Origin of the sequence: Halomonas sp. (assembly GCF_031581305.1) — a bacterium.
Lineage (GTDB): Bacteria > Pseudomonadota > Gammaproteobacteria > Pseudomonadales > Halomonadaceae > Halomonas.
The window spans coordinates 1-16288 of the sequence record NZ_JAVLBC010000054.1; the positions used below are offsets into that span (position 1 = coordinate 1).

The following is a 16288-nucleotide window of genomic DNA, read 5'->3' on the forward strand; positions in this document are numbered from 1 at the left end:
CCGGTTGGAGTTGTAGATCTGGCCTGCGGCAAGAGGAAGGCCCGGATCGACGATTTCGTCTCCGGTGGAGAGCAGCGCCACTCGAGGCCGGCGGCGCACCACTACCTCGGTGATGCCCTGACCGGCCAGGTGACCCAGCGCCGCGGCCTCCAGTCGCTCGCCGGCAGGCAGCAGTAGATCGCCCGCCGCGACATCACGACCACGGCGGCGGATATTCTCGCCGGCCGGGATATCGGACGGTATCGCCGCCTGGTCGGCTTCCACCTCGACCCGCTCCTGCATCACCACGCAGTCGGCTCCCGAGGGGATCTCGCTCCCGGTGAAGATGCGCGCACAGGTACCGGGTGCCAGGGGCGTAGCCGACGAGCCCGCAGCGATACGCTGGTCGATCGGCAGCCGCTTTCCGGCGTCTCGGTGGTGGAGGGCATAGCCGTCCATGGCGCTGTTGTCGAAGGTCGGCACATCTAGCCGAGCCTCGATGGCCTCGGCGAGTACGCGGCCCGCCGCCTGATCACAGGGCAGGGGGGCCGACGAGGTCATGACCACGCCACGAAGCAGCGCCGCCAGGGCCGCCTCGACCGTTTGCAGCTCAGACATGCTGGCCTCGCTCGGGGACCACGAGATTGGCGAAGTTACAGGGTTTGTGACGGCTGTCGAGCTGTTCGATCAGGATCCCGTCCCAGGCGGTGCGGCAGGCGCCGGTGGAGCCGGGCAGGCAGAACACCACGGTGGCGTTGGCCAACCCCCCGAGACAGCGGCTCTGCACGGTGGAACTGCCGATCTCCTGCCAGGAAAGGTGGCGGAAGAGTTCGCCGAACCCTTCGATCCGCTTGTCGAGCAGGACCGAGACTGCCTCGGGCGTGGAATCCCGACCGGTGAAGCCGGTGCCGCCGGTGGTCAGTACCACCTGGACCTCCGGGTCGGCGATCCAGTCGGCCACCACGGCACGGATGCGGTAGACGTCATCGGGCACGATGCGCTTCCCGTACAGGGAATGGCCGGCGGCGGTGAGGCGCTCGACCAGCGCCTGGCCGCTGCGGTCGGTCTGCTCGTCGCGGGTGTCGGAGATGGTCAGCACTGCGATGGAGAGGGGAATCATCGGCTCGCTCATCCTTGCTGCTGCTCCTGCTTGGCAGCCTGGCGCGCCTCGAAGGCGGCCATCTGCTCGGGGGTGGCCTCCTGCTGGTAGCTGGCCTTCCACTCCGCATAGGACATGCCGTAGACGTAGTCACGGGCGGCTTCGTAGTCGAGGGTAGCGCCGCGCTCGTCGGCGGCGGCCACCAGCCACTTGGAGAGGCAGTTGCGGCAGAAATCGGCGAGGATCATGAGGTCGATATTCTGCACCTCCTTGTGCTCGTCCAGATGGCGGAGCAGGCGGCGAAAGGCGGCCGCTTCGAGCTCGGTGCGGGTGGCGTCGTCGAGATGCTGCATGAAGGACTCCTCGGGATGGTTATTGCGTCTGTCGCACCAGCTTAACAAAAGACACCGCCCGTAGGCGGTGTCGATGGGTGGGTTCCTGCCAACGCTCAGCCGGAGCGGGGGGCCGGCTCGTCGCCCTGCGCGGGCGGACGGCCGGCCGCCAGCTGCTCCTCGGGAACGGCCTGGTCCTTGACCTCCTCGTACCAGAGGTTGTGATGCTCCTTGGCCCAGGTTTCGTCCACGTAGCCGGTGGCCATGCCTTCGAAGGAGCCCTCGGTACCCACCGTGCCGATGTAGATATGGCCCAGGGCGACCGCCGTCAGGCCGAAGGCACCCACGGCATGGATGATGTTGGCCCACTGCATGGTGTCGCGGACCTGGCCGTAGTTGGGAAAGTCCAGCACCAGTCCGCTGGCGATCACCGCAATGCCGGCCGTGGCGAGCAGCCAGTACCACACCTTCTCACCGGCGTTGGCAAAGCCCGCATCCGGGTGCTGCTTGCCGACAAGGCCGCCGCCCTTGGCGAACCAGGCCAGATCGTGCTTGCGGGGAATGTTGGCGGCCAGCAGGCGCAGCAGCAGGATCACCAGCAGAATGCCGAACAGCGGCCCCAGGTAATTGTGGATCAACTTGGTGCCGGACATCATGGCCGCCCACAAACCGTCGCCGAAGATCGGCCGGAAGACGGCCTGGCCATAGGCCAGGTTGAGGCCGGTAAGGGCAAGCAGGATGAACAGGCTTGCCACCGTCCAGTGCAGGGACCTGACCACCAGCGACCAGCGTAGAAGCTTGCGGCCCGTTCGTGGTTCGTCGAGCTTCTTGCGGCCGACCACCAGGTAGAAGAGCGCGATCACCCCGATCATACCCACGACGGCGATCACACCGAAGGGAGAGACCCAGCGGTCACGAAGCTGCCGCCAGGTTTCGCCACTGGCGTTGATCAGGTTGTAGTTGGAGTCGAAACGGCTGTCCCGGTAGTTGGGGCCGGTCTCGCCGCTCTTGATCTGACGCCAGGCATCGGCATCCAGGGCCGGAACCGCCGTGGCCGCTTCGCGGTCGGGGTCGGCCTGGGCCAGGGCAAACTGGGCGACCCCCAGGCTGGCCACCAGGGCCAGCACCAGCAGGGGCAGTCGCCATAGCGCCCGCCAAGGTGTGGACTTGCTCATGACATGACCTCCTTAGCCCTGCTGGGTGGCATCATAGGCCAGCGAATCGGCGTCGGCCCTGGGGTTGTCAGACCAGCCGCCATCCCGATGCCCGCGCTGAACCACGCGCTGGCGGAAGATATCGGCGACCTCTTGGGCATCGCCAGCCAGCAGTGCCTTGGTCGAGCACATCTCGGCACATAGCGGCAGCTTGCCCTCGGCGATGCGATTGGCCCCGTACTTCTGGTACTCCTCCTCCTTGGTCTCCGCCGGCCCCCCGGCGCAGAAGGTGCACTTGTCCATCTTGCCCCGCTCGCCGAAAGCATTCTCTTTCGGGAACTGCGGTGCGCCGAAGGGACAGGCATAGAGGCAGTAGCCACACCCGATGCACAGGTCCTTGTCGTGCAGCACGATGCCGTCATCGCGCTGGAACAGGGTCTCGGTGGGGCAGACGGCGATGCAGGGCGCATCGTCGCAGTGCATGCAGGCCACCGAGATGGAGACCTCGCTGGGCTCGCCGTCGTTCAGGGTCACCACGCGACGGCGCTGGACACCCCATTCCACCTCGTTGGCGTTCTTGCAGGCGGTGACGCAGCCGTTGCACTCGATGCAGCGCTCCGCGTCGCACATGAACTTCATAGTGGCCATGGTCTTCTCCTCAGCTTGCCTTCTCGATGCGACACAGGGTGCACTTGGTTTCCTGCATCTGGGTCACCGAGTCATAGCCATAGGTGGTGGCGGTGTTGGCCGCCTCGCCTAGCACATAGGGTGCCGAGCCTTCCGGATAGCGGTCATGCAGGCTCTCGCCCTGGAACATGCCGCCGAAGTGGAAGGGCATGAACACTACCTCGCGGGCGACCCGCGGGGTGACCAGCGCCTTGACCTTCACGCGGCCGCCCTCGGCGCCCTCGACCCACACCATGTCACCCTCTGCGATGGCCAAGTCGTTGGCCAGGGCCGGATTGATCTCGACGAACATCTCCTGCTGCAGCTCGGCGAGCCAGGACATGGAGCGGGTCTCCTCGCCGCCGCCCTCGTACTCAACCAGACGCCCGGAGGTGAGGATGATCGGGTAGTCCCCGGTGACATCCTTCTCCTGAATGGTCTTGTAGAGGGTGGGCAGACGGTAGTGGGAGGCCACGTCGTCCCAGGTCGGGTAGTCGGCCACCAAGTCGCGGCGACTGGTATAGAGCGGCTCACGGTGCTTGGGGATGGGGTCGGGGAAGGTCCAGACGTTGCAGCGCGCCTTGGCATTACCGAAAGGAGCGCACTCGTGGGCGATCGCCACGCGCTGGATGCCGCCGGAGAGGTCGGTTTTCCAGTTCTTGCCTTCCGCCTCGGCCTTCTCGGCGTCGGTCAGATCGTCCCACCAGCCGAGGTCCTTGAGCATGGCGTCCGTAAACTCAGGATAGCCGTCCTCGAGCTCGGAGCCCTCGCTGAACGAACCGTCGGCGAGGATGTTTTCGCCGTCGCGTTCGATGCCGAAGCGCGCGCGGAAGGTCAGTCCGCCCTCTGACACCTTCTTGCTGGTGTCGTAGAGAATCGGCGTGCCGGGATGGCCCATCTCGGCGGTGCCCCAGCAGGGCCAGGGCAGGCCGTAGTAGTCGCCGTCGGCAGGGCCGCCCTCGGCGCGCAGGTCGTGGAAGCTGAAGGTATGCCAGTTTTGCTGGTGGGCCTTGAGTCGCTCGGGACTCTGACCGGTATACCCCACGGTCCACATACCGGCATTGAGTTCCCGAGTGATATCCTCGATCAGCGGCACATCACCGTTCATCTGGAAATTCTTGACGAGCTCGTCACCGAAGCCCAGTTTTCTGGCGAGAAGATACATGATCTCGTGATCGGGCTTTGATTCAAAAAGCGGCTCGATCACCTGGTCACGCCACTGAATGGAGCGGTTGGTGGCGGTGACACTGCCGTAGGTCTCGAACTGGGTGGCCGCCGGCAGCAGGTAGACGCCATCCTGACGGTCGTGCATGACACCTGCCACGGTGGGGTAAGGGTCGACGATGACCATCATCTCGAGCTGCTTCATGGCCTGCTGCATCTCGGGGCCACGGGTCTGGGAATTGACCGCATGTCCCCAGTAGAACATCGCCTTGAGCTGGGTACGCTGGGAGATATCTTCCTCTTGCTCCAGCACGCCGTCGATCCAGCGCGAGACGGTGATGCCGCTTGAGTGCATCGGCTGACCGTCGGCGTACTCAGCCTGATCGAAGCGCCCCTTGACCCACTCGTAGTCCAGATCCCACACGCGGGACCAGTGCTTCCAAGCGCCCTCGGACAGGCCATAGTAGCCGGGCAGGGAGTGTGACATCAGGCCCAGGTCGGTGGCACCCTGAACGTTATCGTGGCCTCGGAAGATGTTCGCCCCGCCGCCGGACTTGCCGATGTTGCCCAGGGCCAGCTCTAGGATGCAGTAGGCACGGGTATTGTTGTTGCCCGTGGTATGCTGGGTACCTCCCATGCACCACACCACGCAGCCCGGGCGGTTCTCGGCCAGGCGGCGGGCGGTGTCACGCATGGCCTCCTCGGAGACGCCAGTGATGTTCTCGACGACACCGGGCGGGAACTGGGCCACCTCGTCGCGAACCTCGTCCATGGCGTAGACGCGCTGGTTGATGTACTCCTGGTCTTCCCAGCCGTTTTCGAAGATGTGCCACAGCAGGCCCCAGATGAAGGCTACGTCGGATCCGGGGCGAATACGCACATAGCTGTCGGCCTTGGCCGCGGTGCGAGTGAAGCGCGGGTCGACGACAATGATCTGGGCCTGGCTCTTCTCCTTGGCCAGCAGGATATGCTGCATGGCCACCGGGTGCGCCTCGGACGGGTTGGAGCCGATGAACATGACCGACTTGCTGTTCTGGATGTCGTTGAGCGAGTTGGTCATCGCCCCATAACCCCAGGTGTTGGCCACCCCGGCCACGGTGGTGGAGTGGCAGATGCGCGCCTGGTGATCGGTGTTGTTGGTCCCGGCCAGGGCAGCGAACTTGCGCATCAGATAGGCTTGTTCGTTGTTGAATTTGGCCGACCCGAGCCAATAGATGCTGTCCGGGCCATGCGCCTCGGTCAGTTCCAGTACCTTGCTGCCGATCTCCTCGATGGCATCTTCCCAGCTGAGCCGCTGCCACTCGCCGCCCACCAGTTTCATGGGGTACTTGAGGCGGCGGCTCGAGTGGCCATGCTGACGCAGCGAGGCACCCTTGGCGCAATGGGCACCGCGGTTGATCGGGTGGTCGAAGGCCGGTTCCTGTTTGGTCCAGACCCCTTCCTGGACCTCGGCATACACGCCGCAGCCCACCGAGCAGTGTGAACAGACGGTCCGCTTGGTCTCGACGGGAGCCTCGGACCAGGCGGTCTTCTCGGCCGCCTCTGCGCGCTGCATCATGGGGGCGCCCATGAAACCTGCGGCGGCTAGCCCGCCGGTGGTGGCACCGCTGCGCTTGAGGAACTGGCGACGGGAAATCCCCAATCCACCGGCCCTCGGAATGTCGGATCTAGGTGTCAGACGCATGGCATCTCTCTCCTGGCTCGGGGCCGTCAGTCACGCAGGGTAGCGTAGAAGGCACGAATGTGAGGGGTTTCCCGGTACTCGCGGGAAGGGCTGGTCTCCTTCGTCGTCGGCTTGGCGTCGGCCTGGGCCAACGTCACATGGCCGACCGCGGCCGCAGCACCGGCAGCAGCGGTACCGATGCCGAGCGTCTTGAGAAAGCGCCGGCGCTCCGGGTTACGTGTATTAGGCATAAGAATGTCTCCTCTACTCATGCTATCCGAGGCCCTTGCCGGGCCCTGTTATGGTTGTGCCATCACGGTCCGATGTGAGGCGTCAGGGTTCGACGATCCTTACGGGATCCTCGGACGACTCGGCCTCGAGTCGCCGAGACTCCACTTCCATGAAGGTCTGACCGAGCAGCCCCAGGTGCGCATGGAAGGGGGTGTCGACCCGGCCAAGGTCTGCCAGGCAGTGCGCAGCCCATGGGGCGAGGTGCATCATGAAGAAGCGTGCCTCAGCCGGGGAGCGAGTCTCGATAAGCATCGCCATCACCTCGCACAGGGCGGCCAGGTGATCTTCCGGATCCCGAGTATGCTCGGCACGCTGAAAGCCCAGTGCCTTGAGGTCGCGACGCAGGGCGACCAGCGCCGCATCCATCAGCTCGCCGTTGCGATACCAGGAGGCATAGGGTGTGATGTCACCCTGTACCACCCCGACCAGATGGCGGAAATGGGCCCGCTCGAGGACATCGACCGTGGTCTCGCCGGCAGCGGTGACCAGCGCCGCCCAGCGTTCGGCAAGCACGGTTCCGTCCTGCTCGATTTCCAGCCCGGAGAGCCAGTCGAGCAACGAGGCGTCGGGCGCTTCGCGCAGTAGCCTCGCCAACAGCCGGTAGACATCGGCTCGCAGGGCATCACGCTCGTTCAACTCGTTCATGGATTCATACCTTCAGCTGCGATTCAGGGTCGCGGGCCATGGCCTGCCAGACATCCTTGACCCGGCAGTCCTCGCACATCTCGAGGCGGGTCAAGGCATCGCCGGCGAAATAGGGATGATCGGCTAGCTTGGCCTTGAGAGTGGCGACGGTGCTCGCGGTGGCGAAGGGCTTGCCGCAGCGAATGCACGGGAAGGCCGCCTCCTGATGCTGGACCTGCCGCTCGCGCCGAGTCGTGTCGGCCAGAAAGCCGGGGACCAGAGTGATGGCATCCTCGGGGCAGGCCTCGGCGCAGAGCCCACATTGCACGCAGTCCGCCTCGCGGAAGCTCAACATCGGTTGGTCGTCGCCGGTCGCCAGAGCCGGAGTGGGACAATTGGAGACGCAGGAGAAGCATAGCGTGCAGGCCTCGCCATCGACGGCCAGGCCACCATAGGCGGCGCCAGCGGGCATGGCGTGGCGCTGGCCGTCGGTAACACCAAGACTCTCCAGGTGGGCCAGCACGCTATCGAGACGGTCGCGCTTGTTATTGTCGGTGAACACCAGGGGTTCACCGTCCAGCGGCGCCTCCTGTGGCAGGGCGTCACGGGCGGCTTCGTCACCGGCCATCACTCGGGTGATCCGCGACGGCGAATGGCCAAGGGCGTTGAGCAGGGAGTGAGCCTGTGCCAGCTGGTCATCGATGAAGGCCGTGAGTCGTTCCGGCATACCCGGACGGCCTTGGATGCGTACTTCAGCGGCACCGCCTGCCAGGGCGGTCAGCCACTGATCATGACCAGCAGCTCCCAGCTCCTCGAGGGGAATATCGAGAATATGCCCCGCGGCAGCCTCTTCGCCTGCCAGGTCACCGACTTCGGCGAAGCGCACAACCGGTGCCGTGCCGCCGGCTTCGCGATAGGCCTCTAGCCAGGCTAGCAGCGTCTCCTGCTGGCGGGCGGTCTCCGGAAGACGGAACTGGATCGCGCCAGTGGGGCAGGCACTGCTGCAGCTGCCGACGCCATGGCAGCGGAAGGGATCGATCTCGATCCAGGCCTCGATCCGTCCCTGGTGGCTGTGGACGGCATCGGCCGGGCAGACCTCCAGGCAGCGGGTACAGCCGGTATAGCCGCTGGCAGAGTGGGCGCAGAGCGCATTGTCGATCTGGAAGTAGCGTGGCTTGTCGAAGTCGCCCACCAGGGCGGCGAGCGCATCCAGCTGCTCATCGCGTTGCGGGTCCGGCCAGGAAAAAGCGGTATAGCCGGGTGGAGGCAGTTCGAGGTCCAGCACCGGGGTCTCGCTCAGGTCGAGCACCAGGTCGAAATGTTCGCGATCGGCCAGTGCCCGTGCCAAGTCGAGCGTTTCGCCCTCGCCGGCCAAGCGGGCCGAGAAGTGCCCCAGGTAGCCCTCGAGTTCGATCGCACGGGACTGGGCCCGTGAGAGCCGCTGGCTGGTCATGCCGGCGGTGTCGGCGAGCAGTGCTTCATCCTCGTCCGTCTCGCCGTTGTCGACCGGTTCGGTGAAGAGGAGGGTCGGAGCTGGAAGCCCCCGGTCATGAAGGGCACGGGCTGCACGCCGCACGTCGCGCTCGTTGCCGAGCACCAGGGCGTGGCCTTCGCTATGGTATCCGACACTGGCCGGTGTGAGATTGACCGGCCAGGAGACACGCTGCCGTGCCGCCTCCCGGGCCTGCCGGTTACGGTCATCATCCATCGGCATGATATCGATTTGCTGGTTCATGCAGTCTCACGGTCGGGTTGTGTAGATTGAACTTGTTCTTGTTGTGAAGTGCTAATTTATCAGTGTTGGTCGAATCGACTCCGCGTGCAAACACTCCCTTGGTCTAAGGTGTGCTGCTCGGGCGGCCGGCTTCTTCCGAAAGTTCCTCGCGGTTCTCGTCCTCGGTTTGCTCACGTGAGGCCATGTCTGCCTCGTCATCGGGTGCCATTCGTCCGGGGGAACCCGGCGCTACATCCGGGCGTGATGCCTCGCTGGTCTCGGTGGCATGGTCGGCCGGTGCCTCGTCATCGCCCAGGTGCTGCCGAGTCCAGTTGCGCAGCCGTTCGGCCACTTCGCTGGCCAGGGGTTGGAGCTTCTCCCGGTAGTCATCGTCGTAATCGTCGAGACCGTCACGGATGCCATAATGGTCCGCGGCAAAGAGACGCCGTAGGGCGCGTTTGCGGAGACCGCGACTGACGCCAGAGGACATGTAGGCCTTGATGTCGCTGCCGGCAGGGAGGGTGTCCGGATCCGGCAGGGTGTGATCGAGGCTGCCGGGTGCTGGCGGACCGGACGGCGCAGCAGCTCGTTCGGGGTGATCAGTTTCCAGCGGCTCCCGGTCTGGCTGATTGCCCTGCTGTGCCTCGGTCCCACGCGGCGGCAACGACATCTCCGATGACGCCGGGACTTCGCCCCGCTTGAGTCGTGACCATCTCTCGAGCCGGCTCATGCTTCGATCTCCCGGGCGCGCCCGGCACCCTTGCGCTTCTTCTTGCGCCCCTCCGCCGGGGCCTCGCCACGATGGGCGAGGTAGGCCTCTATCCAGGCCTGTATCGCCAGCGGCATGTCGACCTCAAGGACTTGATGCTCGCCATCGAGCCAGCCGGCGGCCACGTCCTGGCTGGCGGTGATGGCCGCGGGTGCTGGTCTGGCACCGGCCTCCCCGGCCCGCACGAACAGGCGAGGCGTGTCACTGGTCAAATTGAAGCGATAGGCAGCCCGTTCGGTCATGTAGAGTTGAAGGTCTAGTGTCCAGGGACCGGCCTGCCCGGGCGCAAGATCGATGATCCTCCAGCGTGTCGTGGCAAAGCCCTTGATGAAGAGAGGCTCGCCGGCGACATCGAAACTGAGAGAGCGGTGGCTGGTAATCGATGTCATTGGATTGGGGCCTTTCACTGAATATCCATATATTAAAGACAGTAGAAAGAGACAATGCCATCATCGTCAATCAACGTTCTGTCGAGGAGCCGTGGATGCACGAAATCAGCCTTAGCCAGGCACGCCTGCCTGCCACCCTGGAGATCGAGGTGCTCGATGAGTACGGCGCGGCCAAGCGGCAGGCCATCGCCGCGGAACGGGCGTTGACCGTCTATCTCAACAAGCGGGAGATCGTCACCCTGATGACCCTAGGGGCCGACCCCGAGGCCCTGGTAATCGGCTACCTGCGCAACCAGGGACTGCTGGTTGATCAGCGGGACCTCCAGGCGGTACACGTAGACTGGGAAGTGGAGGTTGCCGCGGTGGTCACCCGCCATTTGCCAGAGGACCTGGAGGAGCGCCTGGGGCAGCGGACGGTGACGACCGGCTGCGGTCAAGGGACGGTGTTCGGTCGGCTGCTCGAGGCGACTTCGCTGCGTCCGTTGCCGGCCACCGAGATGCGCCAGTCAGTCCTCTATCAGCTGCTCGACAACCTCGGCGCCTACAACGAGACCTATCGCAGCGCCGGTGCCGTGCATGGCTGCGCGCTGTGTCGCCAGGAGTCGGTACTGGACTTTGTCGAGGATGTGGGGCGACACAATGCCGTGGACACCCTGGCCGGCCGCCAATGGCTGGCGGCGGCGGATAGCACTGATGCCGACATCTTCTACACCACCGGACGGTTGACCTCGGAGATGGTGCTCAAGGTGGCGCAGATGGGGATCGGGGTCCTGGTGTCACGATCGGGCGTGACTCAGAAGGGGGTGGAGCTGGCTGAGCGCTTCGGCGTGCTGCTGATCGCTCGCGCCAAGGGGCGCCACTTCCAGGCGATCCATGGGGCGGGCCGGCTCGAGCTCGATGCCGTGCCGGCGCGTCGCCCGGGGGACCGGGTACGGGCGTGAGTCTCAGGCGCTGCCATCGCCCCGCGTACAGACTGACAGCACCACGGCATCGGCCTCACTGACGGAGGCCAGGGCATGGCCCATGGCGCTGTCGAAGTAAATGCTGTCGCCGCTGACCAAGGCCAGCGGCTCGTAGTACTCGGTGTAGAGCAGGATCTCGCCATCGAGCACCATCAGGAACTCCTCGCCGTCGTGGCGTACCCATTCGCTGAACTCGTTGAAGGCGCGAGCCCGTACGATGGTCTTGAAGGGAATCATGCGCTTCTGGGCGAGCTCACAGCTGAGCAGCTCATGCTCGTAGGTCGGGGTAGGGTGGCGCTGACCCTCGCCTCGGCGAGTGAGATCGCGCCGCCCCATGGTGCGGGGCTGGACCCGGGGGGGCGAGAGCAGCTGGGGCAGGTCAATGCCCAGGCCGTTGATCAGCTTTTGTACTGCCGTGAAGGTGGGAGAGATCTGGTCGTTCTCGATCTTGGAGAGGGTGGAACGTGCCAGGCCGGTGCGCTGGCTGACGTCCTCCAGTGTCCAATGGTGCGCCAGGCGAATTTCCTTGAGGCGTTCGCCGAGGCGCTGGGGTTCGACGAAGGGCTTGCGGCCGGCGGCAATGCGCAGGGCGGCGTCCTGATCGGTGGTGGCGGGCATGCGCTGTTCACTATCGGAAACGAGATTTCCCCAAGCCTACCACAACCGCCGTTCGCTGCCCCACGTCAATGACCCCGCCATGCGCGGTGAGAACGCGCTTGTCGTGGAGAGGCGGGTGAGAGGCGTGTTTCCCGATACCGGGAAACGGGCGGGTCAATCGCCGAAGGGCAGCCCGAGCAGGGCCTTGAGGTGCGCCTCGGCACAACGACCCAGGGAATCCAGGTCATAGCCGCCTTCCAGCACCGACACCAGGCGGCCATCGGCATAAAGGGCGGCGATCTCCAGTGCCATGTGAGTGACCCAGTGATAGTCCTCGTCCTCCAGGCAGAGCTCCGCCATGGGGTCCTCGCGGTGGGCGTCGAAGCCCGCCGAGACGAGCACGATCTCCGGCTTGAAGGCATGCAGGGCAGGTAGCCAGTCGTCCTCGATCGCCTGGCGGAAGGCAGCGCTGTCGGTGCCGACGGACAAGGGCGTATTGACCACGTTCTGCCATTCGTTGCGCAGGTAGCGCCAGGGATAGAAGGGGAACTGGAAGCTGGTGCAGACCAGCACCTCGGGATCATCCTTGAAGATGTCAATGGTGCCGTTGCACTGGTGCACGTCGAAGTCGAGGATGGCGATCCGGCGAGCCCCGTACTTGTCTCTGGCATGCGCCGCGCCCACTGCCACGTTGTTGTAAAAGCAGAAGCCCATGGCGTCGGTGGCCTCGGCATGGTGCCCCGGGGGGCGCACCGCGCAGAAGACGTTGTCGGCCTGGTGGCGGAACACCTGGTCGACACCCCTCACGACAGCGCCAGCCGCCACCCTTGCCGCTTTCAGGCTGTTCGGGTTCATCATGGTGTCACTGTCGAGGGTGACGATGCCATGCTCAGGGACGCACTTGTCCAGGGCCCGCAGGTGGCGAAGAGGGTGGACCCGGGCGAGCTGCTCCTCGGTGGCCTCCCGGGCCTCGGACTGCATGGTCTGCTGCAACACACCGGAGAGCATCAGCCGCGCTCGGATGGCATCCAGCCGCAGCGGGCTCTCGGGATGTTCGGGGCCCATGTGGTGCAAGTGGCAGTCGGGGTGAGTAATGTAGGCGGTGATCATGCACTGGCTCCGAAGTGACTGAGACCACCTTAATCGTGACGCCCGCTTGCAGAACAGTGTCAATAAGTCGTACACAATGAAGGGCAACGTTCCTTCAGGGAGGATCCTGCTTGAGCACCCGCTTCCTGCGCCACTTCTTCGAGCCCGCGACCATCGCGGTGATCGGGGCCTCCGAGAAGCCCCACTCCATGGGCGGCCTGGTAATCCGCAACCTCCGGGAAGGCGGCTTTGCCGGCCGTGTGTGGGCGGTCAATCCCAAGGGCTATGAGTCGGTCTTCGCGATGCCCTGCGTCAGCCGGGTCTCGCAGCTGCCCGAGGTGCCCGACCTGACCGTGATCTGCTCGCCGGTGGAGACGGTGCCGGGCCTGATCGAGAGACTCGGGCGCTTCGGCGTCAAGGCCACGCTGGTGCTCTCCGGCGGTGCCCACCTCGATGATGCGCGTGGCGACAAGGGCTCGCTCCGCAGTCGCATGCTCGCCGCCGCCAGGGCATCGGGCATCCGCGTCCTCGGACCCGAGTGCATGGGGCTGATCGTCCCGGGGCGCAAGCTCAACGCCTCCTATGCCAGCCAGCCGGTGAAGGCTGGCCGTGTGGCCTATCTGGGCCAGTCGGGCATGCTCGGCAATGCCATGATCGACTGGGCTGCCGGCCGCGGCATCGGCTTCTCGCATCTGCTCACGGTGGGAGACAGCGTCGACGTCCTGCTGCCCGACCTGATGGACTATATCAACCAGTTCTCGCCCGCCCAGGCGATCCTCCTTCATCTCGAACGCATCATGGATGCCCAGCACTTCATGACCGCGCTGCGCGATGCCTCGCGCAACCGGCTGGTACTGGCCATCAAGAGCGGGCGTACCGCGGAGTCCGACATTTCCGGCCTGCCGCCCACGCCCGGTATCGCCAATCGTGACCAGGTCTTCAATGCGGCCTTCGCCCGGGCGGGGGTGGTCAGGGTTGATGACTCCGACGAGCTGTTCGATGCCCTGGAGACGCTTTCACGCATGAGGCCCCTGAAGGGGGACCGCCTGGCCATTGTCTCCAACGGTCTGGGGCCGGCGATGCTGGCCATCGACAAGCTGATCAACGCCGGGGGCAAACTGGCCCGCTTCAGTGAGGAGACTCGTGAGGCCCTGCGCCGCGACGACTTCGACATGAGCAAGCCCGGCGAGAACCCGGTGGACCTGGGCGGCAATGCCACCCCAGAGCGACTCGTGGAAGCGCTGGAGATCGTGGCGGCAGACCGGGGCGTGGATGCCGTACTGGTCGTCCATGCCCCGACTCGCATGGCCCCGTCAAAAACCACCGCCCAGGCGATCATCGCCGCACGCAAACGCTTCCGGCGCAACCTGCTGACCAGCTGGATGGGCCTGGAGGAGGCACTCTCGGCACGTCACGAGTGCAACCTGGCCGGCATTCCCACCTACATCTCCCCGGAGAAGGCGATAAAGGCCTTCATGCATATGGTCGACTACCAGCGGGTGCAGGCACTGCTCCAGGAAACCCCGCCGAGCCTGCCCTTCACCACCACCCTGGATATTCGTCGGCGCTGCCGGTCGCTGATCGAGGAGGCACGCGAGGCGGGGCGCGAGTGTCTGGTGCACTCCGAGACGGCCCGAGTGCTGGAGGCCTACGGACTGCCGGTGGCGCCGAGCCGCTACCCACAGTCCGCCGAGGGGGCCAGCGAGGCTGCTGCCGCCTTCGAGGGTCCCATGGCCCTCAAGGTGATCCACGAAGGCAACTGCCGCCCCTTCCGCTACCGCCAACATCCCCACAAGATCTCTGCCGGCCTGATCCAGGACCTGGCGGGCCCGGCCCAGGTCGCCGACGCCGTGGGACGGCTGAGCGACAAGGTGAAGGAGAAATTTCCGGACTTCGCGGTGCGCGAATACTGCCTACAGGCCATGCAGCGCGGCAAGCACTCCATGCAGCTATGTGCCGGCATTACCCGTGATCCGATCTTCGGACCGGTGATCGTCTTCGGTATCGGCGGCTACAAGGCCAACATCCTGGCTGACCGCCAGGTAGCGCTGCCGCCGCTCAACATGAGCCTGGCCGCGGACGTGGTGGGTCGTACCCACGCCGCTCGATTGATCCGGGAACACTCCAGCCATCCCGAACGCGACCTGGAGCGGCTCTGCGAATTGCTGGTGAAGTTGTCGCAGATGGCCAGCGACCTGCCGCAGCTGCGCGGCCTGGAGCTCAATCCACTGCTGCTGAATCGCGATGGCGTGGTGGCAGTGGACTTCGCCATGGACCTCGGTCCCCCTGCACGCTTCGCGATCATGCCCTATCCCGAAGAGCTGCGGGAGTGGGTGACGCTCAAGAACGGTTGGCAGGTCGAGGTTCGCCCGATCCGGGCCGAGGATGCGCCGCTGATCACCCGTTTCCATGAGCAACTCTCAGAGGAGAGCATTCGTTTTCGCTACTTCCACAACAAGGCCGACCTGACCCAGCGAGACCTGTCGATTCTATCGCACATCAACTACGACCGGCAGATGGCCTTCATCGCCGAGCACCTCCGCGATGACGGCAGCAAGGAAATGCTCGGCGTAGTCCGGGTGTGGAATGACCCGGACAATATTCGTACCGAGTTTTCGGTCATCATCCGTGACGACCTCCAGGGGCTGGGCATCGGCAGCCTGCTGATGGAGAAGATGATCAGCTACTGCAAGAGCGTGGGGACCCTCGAAATGATCGGCAAGATCATGGTCGATAACCATCCGATGCGGGCGCTGATGAAGCACCTGGGCTTCAAACTGCGCTACAACATGGAGGAGCAGGTGGTCGATGCGGTACTGCGGCTCAACGAGCCGGAGAGCGACTGGCAACGACACCGCCTGGAGAGCCTGCCGGACTGAACCGGCCGCCGGAAGGACGATGGCCCCACCGAGTGGCGGGACCGTGCGTCGGGAGCAAGCGCCCGCGTTCAGGGCGCCAGGCGGAAACGGTGCCAGCTACCGTCGCGCCGCTCGTAGCGGATGCGGTCGTGGAGCCGACTCGGTTGCCCCTGCCAGAACTCGATCATGTCAGGAACCACCCGATAGCCGCCCCAATGGATGGGGCGGGGGATTTCCTGCCCCTCGTAGGCGCGCTCGAAGCGCTGTTCGCGCTCCGCGAGCCAGGTGCGGTCCGGGATCACCACACTTTGGGTGGCCACCCAGGCACCCAGCTGGCTGCCGCGTGGACGGCTGGCGAAATAGGCATCCGACTCCTCGGGGGCGACCTGCTCAACACGCCCCTCGACCCGCACCTGGCGAGAGAGCGACGGCCACCAGAAGACCAGGGCTGCATGGGGCACGTTGGTCAGTTCACTGCCCTTGTGGCTGTGGTAATTGGTATAGAAGGTCAGCCCCTGGTCGTCGACGCCCTTGAGCAGTAACACGCGGGCATGGGGGCGCCCCTGGCTGTCGGCCGTGGCCAGGGTCATGGCATTACCGTCGTCCCCCTCAGCATCCAGCGCCAGGGTCAGCCACTCGTCGAACAGCGCCATGGGCTCGTCGGGGGTGGCAGACTCGTCGAGCTGGCCGCCTTCGTAGTCGCGCCGGATGTCGGCAATCTTGCGTGTCATGACCTTCTCCTCGGATTTTGTGCCATGGTCGCCGCTCGCCGGGTCGAGCTCAATACCCCGAACGGACTGGGCAGTGGATATTTTCCGCTAAGTTTATGGTGTCCAGCCCAGCTGCACCATCGCCATGTAGGCGCCGGTGCCACCGATGATCGACAGCAGGGCGTTGCGCTGCCACAGGTGCAGGCCCACCACCGCCAGGGAGGCGAG

The 16288-nt window shown here is 65.1% G+C and carries 17 protein-coding genes; 2 read left to right on the forward strand and 15 right to left on the reverse strand.

The genetic code is table 11. The features are described 5' to 3' along the window. The 11 genes from RI841_RS06485 to RI841_RS06535 all read right to left on the reverse strand — a co-directional run. Window positions 1–597, reverse strand: a 597-nt coding sequence (locus tag RI841_RS06485) for a molybdopterin molybdotransferase MoeA (protein WP_405000919.1), incomplete at its 3' end; no start/stop codon positions are given. Beyond that, the gene (moaB, locus tag RI841_RS06490) at window positions 590–1111 is read right to left on the reverse strand and encodes a molybdenum cofactor biosynthesis protein B (protein ID WP_310704766.1); all 522 of its coding nucleotides are present in this window, start codon (window positions 1109–1111) and stop codon (window positions 590–592) included. The genes moaB and RI841_RS06485, both read right to left, overlap by 8 nt. Beyond that, on the reverse strand, window positions 1108–1431 hold the full coding sequence (locus tag RI841_RS06495) for a DUF1244 domain-containing protein (RefSeq protein WP_310704767.1): 324 nt from the start codon (window positions 1429–1431) through the stop codon (window positions 1108–1110). Before RI841_RS06495 ends, moaB begins: the two co-directional genes overlap by 4 nt. Window positions 1432–1526: 95 nt before the next feature. Continuing rightward, window positions 1527–2585, reverse strand: a complete 1059-nt coding sequence (locus RI841_RS06500; protein WP_310704768.1) for a formate dehydrogenase subunit gamma — start codon at window positions 2583–2585, stop codon at window positions 1527–1529. A gap of 12 nt (window positions 2586–2597) precedes the next feature. Continuing rightward, window positions 2598–3212, reverse strand: a complete 615-nt coding sequence (fdh3B, locus tag RI841_RS06505; protein ID WP_310704769.1) for a formate dehydrogenase FDH3 subunit beta — start codon at window positions 3210–3212, stop codon at window positions 2598–2600. A gap of 10 nt (window positions 3213–3222) precedes the next feature. Beyond that, window positions 3223–6078, reverse strand: coding sequence for a molybdopterin-dependent oxidoreductase (locus RI841_RS06510; RefSeq protein WP_310704770.1), 2856 nt, complete (start codon window positions 6076–6078; stop codon window positions 3223–3225). A 26-nt stretch (window positions 6079–6104) separates the two neighbouring features. Continuing rightward, entirely contained in the window at window positions 6105–6308 is a 204-nt protein-coding gene (locus RI841_RS06515; RefSeq protein WP_310704771.1) for a twin-arginine translocation signal domain-containing protein, read from the reverse strand. Between the two features lie 82 nt (window positions 6309–6390). Further along, on the reverse strand, window positions 6391–6993 hold the full coding sequence (locus RI841_RS06520; protein WP_310704772.1) for a molecular chaperone TorD family protein: 603 nt from the start codon (window positions 6991–6993) through the stop codon (window positions 6391–6393). Between the two features lie 4 nt (window positions 6994–6997). Continuing rightward, window positions 6998–8707 (reverse strand): 4Fe-4S dicluster domain-containing protein, encoded by a 1710-nt coding sequence (locus tag RI841_RS06525; protein WP_310704773.1) that lies wholly within the window; start codon window positions 8705–8707, stop codon window positions 6998–7000. A gap of 103 nt (window positions 8708–8810) precedes the next feature. Further along, window positions 8811–9416, reverse strand: coding sequence for a DUF3306 domain-containing protein (locus tag RI841_RS06530; protein ID WP_310704774.1), 606 nt, complete (start codon window positions 9414–9416; stop codon window positions 8811–8813). Next, complete coding sequence (locus RI841_RS06535; RefSeq protein ID WP_310704775.1) at window positions 9413–9844, reverse strand: DUF3305 domain-containing protein; 432 nt, start codon at window positions 9842–9844, stop codon at window positions 9413–9415. Before RI841_RS06535 ends, RI841_RS06530 begins: the two co-directional genes overlap by 4 nt. A 95-nt stretch (window positions 9845–9939) precedes the next feature. Between RI841_RS06535 and RI841_RS06540 the strand changes: the two genes are divergently transcribed. Beyond that, window positions 9940–10785: a formate dehydrogenase accessory sulfurtransferase FdhD gene (locus RI841_RS06540; RefSeq protein ID WP_310704776.1), complete on the forward strand. Its 846-nt coding sequence runs from the start codon at window positions 9940–9942 to the stop codon at window positions 10783–10785. A gap of 3 nt (window positions 10786–10788) precedes the next feature. Here the strand turns inward: RI841_RS06540 and RI841_RS06545 are convergent, their stop codons facing one another. Continuing rightward, window positions 10789–11424, reverse strand: a complete 636-nt coding sequence (locus RI841_RS06545; RefSeq protein WP_310704777.1) for an XRE family transcriptional regulator — start codon at window positions 11422–11424, stop codon at window positions 10789–10791. 153 nt (window positions 11425–11577) lie between these two features. Then, complete coding sequence (locus RI841_RS06550; protein WP_310704778.1) at window positions 11578–12513, reverse strand: histone deacetylase family protein; 936 nt, start codon at window positions 12511–12513, stop codon at window positions 11578–11580. A 110-nt stretch (window positions 12514–12623) separates the two neighbouring features. Between RI841_RS06550 and RI841_RS06555 the strand changes: the two genes are divergently transcribed. Next, entirely contained in the window at window positions 12624–15371 is a 2748-nt protein-coding gene (locus RI841_RS06555; RefSeq protein ID WP_310704779.1) for a bifunctional acetate--CoA ligase family protein/GNAT family N-acetyltransferase, read from the forward strand. 68 nt (window positions 15372–15439) lie between these two features. Here RI841_RS06555 and pdxH read toward each other — a convergent pair whose 3' ends face one another. Next, on the reverse strand, window positions 15440–16081 hold the full coding sequence (gene pdxH, locus RI841_RS06560; RefSeq protein WP_310704780.1) for a pyridoxamine 5'-phosphate oxidase: 642 nt from the start codon (window positions 16079–16081) through the stop codon (window positions 15440–15442). 93 nt (window positions 16082–16174) lie between these two features. Further along, window positions 16175–16279 (reverse strand): AzlD domain-containing protein, encoded by a 105-nt coding sequence (locus RI841_RS06565; protein WP_310704781.1) that lies wholly within the window; start codon window positions 16277–16279, stop codon window positions 16175–16177. Between the last annotated feature and the right edge of the window lie 9 nt (window positions 16280–16288).